The sequence below is a fragment of the Streptomyces himastatinicus ATCC 53653 genome, assembly GCF_000158915.1.
Taxonomy (GTDB): domain Bacteria; phylum Actinomycetota; class Actinomycetes; order Streptomycetales; family Streptomycetaceae; genus Streptomyces; species Streptomyces himastatinicus.
In genome coordinates this window covers 1,151,842-1,161,883 of sequence record NZ_GG657754.1, presented here as the reverse complement: position 1 = coordinate 1,161,883, position 10,042 = coordinate 1,151,842, and the positions used below count along the sequence as shown (strand labels likewise).

Genomic DNA, 10,042 nt, shown 5'->3' with positions numbered 1-10,042 from the left:
CCCGTTCGTGCCCGCCGCTCGCGAAGGCCCGGTGGAGGGGAGAGCCGCCACATCGCGGTGGCGCACCCCCACGGCCTTCGGCACCCAAAATAGACCCGGAGGTGAACATCACGTACGCCAGGTTGTCCCGGTCCACCGGCACGGCAAGCGGGGTGCGCTCGCCGTCGCGCGCGGCGGCCACGTCGTCCGCCGTCAGCACGACCTGCGCGGCCGCCTGCTCCAGCAGCTCCCGCTGCCGTGCGCGGGGCGCGCGGGCGTCCACCGGGACGTACACCCCGCCCGCCCTGACCACAGCGAGCTGCGCCACGACGAGCGCGGCCGACCGCTCCATCAGCAGCACCACCCGGTCCTCGGTGCGCACCCCCGACTCGGCCAGGACCGCCGCCAGTTGCCCGGACCACACCTCGAGGTCGCGGTAGTCGAGCGCGGTGGCGCCGTCGGTGACGGCGATGGCGTCCGGGGTCAGCGCGGCCTGCGCGGCGAACAGTTCCGCGAGGGAGCCCGCGGGTAGCGGCCGGGCGGTGTCGTTCCCCTCCCGCACCGCGCGGCGCTCCTCGGCGTCGGTCAGCAGCCGCAGATCGTCCAGGGTGCGCCCGGCGCCGTCGGCCATGCCCTCCAGCAGCGTCCCCAGATGGCGCGCGGCCCGCTCCGCCGTCGCCGCGTCGAACAGCGCCGGATCGTAGGCGATGTCGAACCCGAGCCGGTCACCGAGATAGGCGCGGCAGCACAGCGGGAAGTTGGTGGCGTCCTCGGCCCGCACCTCCCGGATGGCGATCCCGGCACCGGCCGCCGACTCCTCGTCGAAGGGGTAGTTCTCGAAGACCACCATGGAGTCGAACAGGGCCTCGGCTGCGGGCAGTTCGCTCAACGCCTGGATGCGGGCGAGCGAGACGAAGTCGAAGCGGCGGGACTCGCTCTGCTGGTCCTGGAGTTCCCGCAGCCACCGCACCACATCGCGGCCGCCGTCGGCCACGGCCCGGGTGGGGACCGTGTTGATGAACATGCCGACCATCGTCTCCACCCCCGGCAGCCCGTCCGGGCGGCCCGAGGCGGTGGTGCCGAACACCACGTCCGGCTCGCCGCCGTACCGGGACAGCAGCAGCGCCCAGGCGCCCTGCACCATCGTGTTGACGGTCAGCCCGTGGCTGCGGGCCGTCTCGCGCAGCCGCGCGGACACCTCCCGGGGCAGCTCCAGCCGGGTCAGCGCGCCCGACGCGGCCCGGTGCGCCTCCCGGGGCGGCCGGTCGTACGGCAGCGGGGTCCGGGCGGCGAACCCGGCGAGTACGTCACGCCAGTGCCCCTCGGCCCGCTCCTGGTCCTGTTCCCGCAGCCAGCGCAGGAAGTCCCGGAACGGGCGCCGCGCGGGCGGGGCCACGGTGCGGCCCTCGGTGAGCGCCGCGTAGTTCTCGCACACCTCGGCGAAGATCTGCCCGGTGGACCAGCCGTCGAGCATCAGATGGTGCGAGGTCCACACCAGCATGATCTCGTCGTCGGTCAGCCGCGCCACCGCGATCCGGGTCAGCGGGGCCCGGGTCAGCTCCATCCCGGCCGCCCGGTCCTCGGCGAGCAGCCGCTCCAGCGCGGCCTGCTGCCCGTCCGGGGTGAGGCGGCGCCAGTCGCGCCGGGCGGTGGGCAGGGCGGTGTGACGGCGCACCACCTGGACGGGCTCCTCGAGCCCCTCCCAGCGGACCTCGCTGCGCAGCACCGGCGTCCGGTCCACGACCCGCTGCCAGGCGGCGGCGAACGCGTCCGGGTCGGCGATGCCGCCGATGCGCAGCGCGATCTGGTCGAAGTAGGCCCCCTGGGTGTCGACCAGGCCGTGGAAGAGCATGCCCGCCTGCAACGGGGTCAGCGGATAGATGTCCTCCACGTCCCTGCCGTCGCCCGCGATCAGGTCCACCTGGCGCTGGTCGAGCCGGGCGAGCGGGAAGTCGGACGGGCTGCGGCCACCCGCGCCGGGCTCCGCGCAGTGCGCGACGATCTGCCGCAGCGCGGCGACCACGTCCTCGGCGAGGCGGCGCACGGTCGCCTCGTCGTACATCAGCGTCGGATAGGTCCAGCCCAGCTCCAGACGGCCGTCCTGGACGGCTCCGGTGACCTCCAGCAGATACGTACGGGCCTCACCGTCCGGTGCGTCCCTCCCCGTCGAGGGCAGGGCGGCCCGGTAGAGGCCGGGGGCATCGCCCGAAGCGGCGTCCCACTGGCCGTGGTAGTTGAACCCGATCTGCGGGGCAGGGCCGCCCCGCAACCGCTCGCCCGCCGTGGGGGAGAGGTGGCGCAGCGCGCCGTAACTCAGCCCGCGGTGCGGTACGGCGTGCAGCTGCTCCTTGACGGACCTCAGCGTCTCCCGCCAGTCCGCGCACCGAGCGACGGTCAGCGCGAGCGGGAACTCGGCGGTGAACCAGCCGACCGTACGGGAGAGATCCAGCTCCTCGAAGAGGTCCTCGCGGCCGTGGCCCTCGACCCCGATCAGCACGGTGTCGTCGCCGGTCCAGCGGGCCAGGCTCCGGCCGAGCGCGCTGAGCAGCACATCGTTGATCTGGGTGCGGTAGACGTCCGGGACGTCGCGCAGCAGCGCCTCGGTCTCGGCGCGGCCGAGACCCACGGTCACCGTGGCCGCCGTCTCCTGGGTGTTGGCGCCCCGGCGGTCGACGGGCAGCGGGGCGGGCGCGGTGCCCGCGGTGCGCGTCCAGTACGCCAGGTCGCCGTCGAGGCCGCCGGACCGCACGTGGTCCGCCAGCCGCGCCGCCCAGTGTGCGTAGGCGCTGCTCACCGGGGGCAGCGCGGGCGCGGCTCCGGCGGCGGCCTGGTGGTACGCGGTCTCCAGGTCGCCGAGGAGGACGCGCCAGGACACGCCGTCGACCACCAGATGGTGGACGGTGATCAGCAACTCCGGCGGCTGCCCCGGACCGTAGGTGAACAGCAGGGCCCGCAGCACCGCGCCCTCGCCGATGTCCAGCCCGGTCTGCGCCGCGACCGTGGCCTCCCGCACGGCGCGCGACCGCTCCTCCTCGCCGAGGCCGGACAGATCGTGCCGCTCCAGCAGCGGGCCGGGCGCGCTGGCCAGGACGTCCTGCCGCCACTGACCGTCGATGACGAGGAACCGGGTGCGCAGCGCCGCGTGGTGCGCCACAGCTGCGTCCACCGCCCGCCGCAGCGCGGCCTCGTCGAGGTCGTCGGCGAGCCGCAGCCGGTGGGTCATGGTGAAGTGGTGCGGATCGCCGGGCCGCCGCCCGTCGAGGTACCAGTGATGGATCGGGGTGAGCGGCGCCGGGCCCGTCGGCGCGGCGGCCGGAGCGTGGTCCGGCGCCGGGGCGGACCCGAGGGTCACCGCGAGTTCCCCGACGGTCTGGTGGCGGAAGATGTCCTTGGAGGTGATCCGCAGTCCGGCCTGGCGGGCGCGGGAGACGATCTGGATGCTGAGGATCGAATCGCCGCCCAGGGCGAAGAAGTTGTCCTCCACCCCGATCCGCGGGGTACCGAGCACCTCGGACCACACGCGCGCGAGCACGGTCTCCGTCTCGGTGCGCGGCGCCACGTACGCGGTCTCCGCCGCCGGCTGCGCGGGCGGTGCGGGCAGTGCCCGCCGGTCGACCTTTCCGGCGTCGTTACGGGGCATCCGGTCCAGCGTCACGAAGGCCGCCGGGACCATGTAATCGGGCAGCGTCCGCTTGAGCCGGGCGCGCAGTTCCACCGCGCCGGGCGCGGCGTCCGCCCCCGTGGCCACGAGGTAGCACACCAGCCGCCGGTGTCCGGAGTCCTCGCGGGCCACCACCACGGCGTCCTCGACCGCCGGATGGTCCAGCACGGCGGCCTCGATCTCACCGGGCTCGATGCGGAAGCCACGGATCTTGACCTGGTCGTCGGCGCGGCCGAGGAATTCGAGCACCCCGTCCGCCGTCCAGCGGGCCCGGTCGCCGGTGCGGTACATGCGGGAGCCGGGCGGGCCGTACGGGTCGGGGACGAAGTGGAGCGCGGTCAGCCCCGGACGGCCCCGGTAGCCGCGTACGACCTGGGCGCCGGCCAGATGCAGTTCGCCGGGCACCCCGGGCGGTACGGGCCGCAGCGCCCCGTCCAGGACGTACGCCCGCAGGTTGTGGCCGGGGCGCCCGATGAGCGGACGGTCCCCGAGGTCGGTCAGGCGCCCGTACACCGCGTCGACGGCGCATTCGGTGGGCCCGTAGAAGTTGTACGCCGCCACCCCGTGCACCGCGCGCAGCTCCCGCCACAGCGCAGCGCTGAGCGCCTCGCCGCCCACCATGACGATCCGTGGCCGGTGACGGCCGTCGAACAGCCCGGCGGCCATCAGCTCATGGAGATACGAGGGGGTGAGGTCGAGGAAGTCCAGCTCGCGGGCGCCGATCAGCTCGACCAGGGCGGCCGGGTCGAACCGTACCGCGTCGTCGATCAGATGCACCTCCTGGCCCGCGGCCAGGAACACCGCGCCCTCCCAGGAGGTGTCGAAGGAGAACGCGGCGGTCAGCGCCGCGCGCAGTGGACGGCCCGCCTCGGCCGCGTGCGGCCCGATCAGCCCGGCGACGTGGTCGTGGCAGAGGTTGACCAGCTGGCGGTGTTCGACGGCGACGCCCTTGGGGCGGCCGGTGGAACCGGAGGTGTAGTTGATGTACGCGGTGTTCGCCGGGCGCAGCGGGGAGCGCCGGTCCCTGTCTGTGGGGTCGGTGGCGGGAAGGCCGTCGAGGGGCGCGGCGCGCAGCGCCTCGGGGGTGAGGACGACCTCGGGGCCTGAGTCCTCCAGCAGGAACCGGACGCGCTCGGCGGGCAGTTCCGGATCCAGGTACAGATACGCGCCGCCCGCCTTGAGGACCGCGAGCTGGGCCACCATCAGGTCGGCGGTGCGCGGCAGCCTGACCGCGACCACCTTCTCGGGACCGGCCCCGAGGCCGATCAGATGGTGGGCCAGCCGGTTGGCGCGGGCGTTCAGCTCCGCGAAGTCGTACGTGGCGTCGGGCGCCACCAGCGCGGTGGCGCCCGGGGTGCGGGCCACCTGCTCCTCGAAGTGGCGCGGGAAGGTGGTGTCCGCCACCGGGAGCGCGGTGTCGTTCCACTCCTCCAGCACGGTGTGCCGCTCCCGCGCGGTCAGCAGCGGGAGTTCGCCCACCGGGCGGCCGGGGTCGTCCGCCACCGCCTCCAGCAGCAGCCGCAGCTGCCGGATCATCCGCCGCACGGTCGCCGCGTCGAACAGATCGGTGTTGTACTCCACGTACCCGGTCAGGGCGCCCCGGTGTTCCACGAAGTCGAAGCCGAGGTCGAACGCGGCGGTCCGGCTGGGGATCCGTACGGCCTCCACGGCGAGACCGGGCAGGCTCGGCACCTCGCTACCCAGGTTGTGCAGCGCCACCATCACCTGGAACAGCGGGGTGCGGCTGGTGTCCCGCTCCGGCTGGAGCGTGTCCACGATCCGCTCGAAGGGCACGTCCTGGTGGGCGAAGGCGTCCAGGACGGTGTCGCGCACCTCCCGGAGCAGTTCGCCGAACGGGCGGTCCGCGCGCACCCGGCCGCGCAGCACCAGGGTGTTCACGAACATCCCGACCAGGCGCTCCAGCTCGGGCCGCTCCCGGCCGGAGGTCACGGTGCCCACCGCGATGTCCTCCTGCCCCGACCAGCGCGCCAGCAGCACCTGGCAGGTGGCGAGCAGGGTCATGAAGAGGGTGCCGTCGCCCTGCCGCCCGGTCTCGCGGAGCCGGTCCACCAACTCCGCGTCCAAGGTGAAGTCCAGCAGCGCCCCGTTCCTGGTCTGCACGGCCGGGCGCGGCCGGTCGGTCGGCAGCTCCAGCGGGGCCAGATCGGCCAGCGTCTTCCGCCAGTGCTCCAGCTGCGGTTCCACCGTGGCGGCACCGCCGTCCGGATCGCGCTGCCAGGCCGCGTAGTCGGCGTAGCCCAGCGGGAGCGGGGCGAGTTCCGGGGCCCGGCCTTCGCGTGCCGCGGCGTACAGCTCGCCCAGGTCGTCGCTGATGACGGCGGTGGACCAGCCGTCGGTGACGATGTGATGCATCGTCAGCGTGAGGACGTGTTCCTCGTCGTCCAGCCCGATCAGGGACGCCCGCAGCAGCGGGCCACGGCTCAGGTCGAAGGCGGTGGCACCCTCCCGCTCCAGCAGCCGCTCCAGCTCCCGTTCGCGCTCGGTGGCGGGCAGGGCGGTCAGGTCGTGACGCGGCAGCTCGACCCGGTACGCGGCGTGGATCCGCTGCACACCGCGGCCGTCCACCTCGGCGAACGTGGTGCGCAACGGCTCGTGCCGGGCCACCAGACCATCGAGCGCGGCGCGCAGGGCGCCGGTGTCGAGCGGGCCGCGCAGCCGCAGCGCGAACGGGGTCACATACTCGGTGTCGCGGTCGTCGAAACCGTCCAGGAACCACAGGCGCTGTTGCGCGTACGACAGCGGCAGGTCCCCTCCCCGCGCCACGGCGGGAATCACATCGCGCGGCGCGGCGCCGTCCGGTGCGCTGAGCGCGGAGGCGAGGGCGGCGACGGTGGCATGGGTGAACAGGGACCGCGGCGAGACATCGGTGTTGAAGGCGGTGCGCAGCCGGGAGGCCACCCGGATGGCGAGGATCGAATCGCCGCCCAGGGCGAAGAAGTTGTCCTCGGCCCCCGCCTCCTCGACCCCCAGGACCTCGGCCCACACCCGGGCCACCGTGGCTTCCGCCTCGGTGCGCGGGGCGATCCGCTCGGCGCCCGTGGCGAAGCCGCCCGCGCCCGGGGCGGGAAGCGCCGCACGGTCGAGCTTGCCGTTGACGGTCAGCGGCAGGGTGTCCAGCGGGACGTAGGCGGCCGGAATCATGTGCTCGGGCAGGCTGTGCCCGAGGAATTCCCGCAGCTCGGCGGCGGACGGCGGCGCGCCCTGACCGGTGGGCACAGTCCGGGTGGCCACGGTGTAGGCCACCAGCCGCCGCACCCCGGGCCGGTCCTCGCGCGCGGTCACCACGGCGTGGGCCACCGCCGGATGCGCGGTCAGGGCGGCCTCGATCTCACCGGGCTCGATCCGGAAACCACGGATCTTCACCTGGTCGTCGGCGCGGCCCAGATACTCCAGCTCCCCGTCCGCGCTCCACCGGGCCCGGTCGCCGGTGCGGTACATCCGGCTCCCGGGCGGACCGAACGGGTCGGCGACGAAACGGGACGCGGTCAGCCCCGGGCGGCGCAGATAGCCACGGGCCAGCCCGGCGCCCGCCACGTACAACTCGCCCACCGCACCCGGCGGTACCGGTTCGAGGGCCGCGTCGAGGACGTAGATCCGCAGGTCGGGGATGCCGGTGCCGATGTCGCTGCCGGTGGCGCGGGCCGTGGTGGCGCGGTCGAGGGCGGTGTGGGTGACGTGCACGGTGGTCTCGGTGATCCCGTACATGTTGACCAGTACGGGTGCGCTGTCCGCGTGCCGCGCGTACCAGCTCTCCAGACGGCGCGGGTCGAGCGCCTCACCGCCGAAGATCACCCGGCGCAGCGAAAGCCGTGCCCCGGGGTTCTCCTCATCCGCGCGCATCAGCGCGTAGAACGCCGACGGCGTCTGGTTGAGCACCGTCACCCGCTCGTCCGCCAGCAGCCGCAGGAACTCCTCCGGGGAGCGCGAGACGGCGTACGGGACGACCACGAGCCGGCCGCCGTGCAGCAGCGGCCCCCAGATCTCCCAGACGGAGAAGTCGAAGGCGTAGGAGTGGAACAGCGTCCACACATCGCTCTCGTCGAACGAGAACCACTGCCGGGTCTGCGAGAACAGCCGCACCACATTGGCGTGCGGGATGACCACACCCTTGGGCATCCCGGTCGACCCCGACGTGTAGATGGCGTAGGCGGGGCTGTCCGGCAGCGGCCGGGCAGCGTCCGGGACGGTGGCCGGGCGGTCCCGCAGATCGGCGGTCACCGCCGGGTCGTCCAGGCACAGCCGGGGCACGGCGGTGTCCGCCGCGATCCGCTCGTCCAGGTCGGCGGTGGTCAGCAGCACCACGGGTTCGGTGTCGGCGAGCATATGGGCGATCCGCCCGGACGGCTGGTCCGGATCGATCGGCAGATAGGCCGCGCCGGTCTTCAGCACGGCCACGATCGCCACGATCATGTCGAGCGAGCGGGGCAGGGCCAGCGCCACATACCGCTCCCGCGCCGCGCCCTCGGTGGCGAGCCGGTGGGCCAACCGGCCCGCCCGCGCGTCGAGTTCCGCGTACGACAGCGACTGAGCGCCACAGGTGACGGCCATCGCATCCGGGGTACGGGCGGCCTGCTCCTCGAACAGGTCCACCACGGTCCGCTCCGGCGCGCCATCCGCCGTGCCGTTCCACTCCACCAGGATCCGCCGCCGCTCCTCGGCGGTCAGCCACGGCAGGGCCCGCAGCGGGCGGTCCGGGTCCGCCGCGATCTCCGTCAGCAGTCGGCACAGCCGGTCGGCGAGAGCGGCCGTGGTCCGCTCGTCGAACAGCTCCGGGTCATAGCCGAGGTCGAAGCCGAGCCGGTCGGAGAGATGGGCGCGCAGGCTCAGCGGGAAGTTCGTGGCATCGGTCGACTCGACGTCGAGGATCCGCAGCCCCGCCTCACGTGCCTCGGAGTCGTCGAAGGGGTAGTTCTCGAACGCCACCATGCTGTCGAAGAGCGGCGTCCCCGCCGGGACCTCGCTCCAGGCCGACAGCTGGGCCAGCGACACGGATTCGAAGCCCCGGGACCCCGCCTGCGCCATCTGGAGTTCCCGCAGCCACTCGGCGGTGTTCCGGGCGCCGTCGACCCGTACCCGGGTGGGCAGGGTGTTGATGAACATGCCCACCATGGACTCGACCCCGGCCAGCTCCGCCGGGCGGCCCGAGACGGTGGTGCCGAAGACCACGTCCTCCTCGCCGCTGTACCGGGACAGCAGCAGCGCCCAGGCGCCCTGCACGATCGTGTTGACGGTGAGCCCGCGGCGCCGGGCCGCCTCGCGCAGCTCCGCCGAGACCCCGGCCCCGAGCGCCACCGCCACCGTCGCCGAGGACCCGGCCCGGTGGGACTCCAGGGGCCTGCGGTCGTACGGCAGCGGCGTGGGCGCGGTGACCCCGGCGAGCAGCGCCCGCCAGTGCTCCTCGGCCTCCCGCCCGTCCTGGCGGTCCAGCCAGTGCAGATAGTCGCGGAAGGGCCGCCGGGCGGTCAGCGCCGGGCGGTCTCCTCGGGCGGCCGCGGCGTACCGCTCGCACACCTCGGTGAAGACCTGGGCCAGGCTCCAGCCGTCCAGGATCAGATGGTGCGAGGTCCAGATCAGCGCCACCTGGTCATCGGGGAGTCGCACCAGGGTCAGCCGCATCAGCGGCGGTTCCGTCAGATCCAGGCCGAGCGCCAGATCCGCTTCCCGTAGCTGGTCCAGCTCGGCCGCGCGCCGCTCCTCCGGCAGCTCGCGCCAGTCGACGTGGGTGACGGGCACGGCGGCCCGGTGCCGTACGAACTGCACGGGCCGCTCGACGTCCTCCCACACCACGCCACTGCGCAGCACGGGCGTGCGGTCGACCGTCTGCTGCCAGGCGAGGGCGAACGCCTGCGGGTCGCTCACCCCGGCCAGGGTCAGCGTGGCCTGGTCGAGATAGACGTCCTGTCCGTCGCCCACCAGGCGGTGGAAGAGCATGCCTTCCTGGAGCGGGGTCAGCGGGTAGACGTCCTCGGTCCCGCGCCCGTCACCGACCAGCCGGTCCACGCCCGCCTGGTCCAGCCGGGCGAGCGGGAAGTCCGACGGCGTACGGCCACCGGCGCCCGGCTCCGCGCAGTGGCCGACGATCTCCCGCAGCGCCGCCAGCATCGCGTCCGCGAGCCGCCGCACCGTGGCCTCGTCGTGGACGCGGTCGGAGTAGAGCCAGGTCAGCTCCAGCTCACCGGCACGCCACCACGCCCGACATATCGAGCGGATAGGTCGAGGGCTCATCGGCGGTCTAGAATCCTGCTCCCAAGATCTCTCGCTGGTGAGGGTGAAACGTCGTCATCGCCCGATGCCGGAAGTCCCACTTGACTGTGTCAGTTGAAGCATAATCCCTGCCATCCGGATCGTCCTCCAAGCCTCACGGACGGGTGATCCCGTGAG

The 10,042-nt window shown here is 73.7% G+C and carries 1 protein-coding gene; it reads right to left on the bottom strand.

Features of this window, described 5'->3' with window-relative positions:
* The coding region (locus SSOG_RS04255) for a non-ribosomal peptide synthetase (RefSeq protein ID WP_009712974.1) at window positions 1-9,886 on the bottom strand (9,886 nt) is incomplete at its 3' end.
* Window positions 9,887-10,042 lie beyond the last annotated feature (156 nt).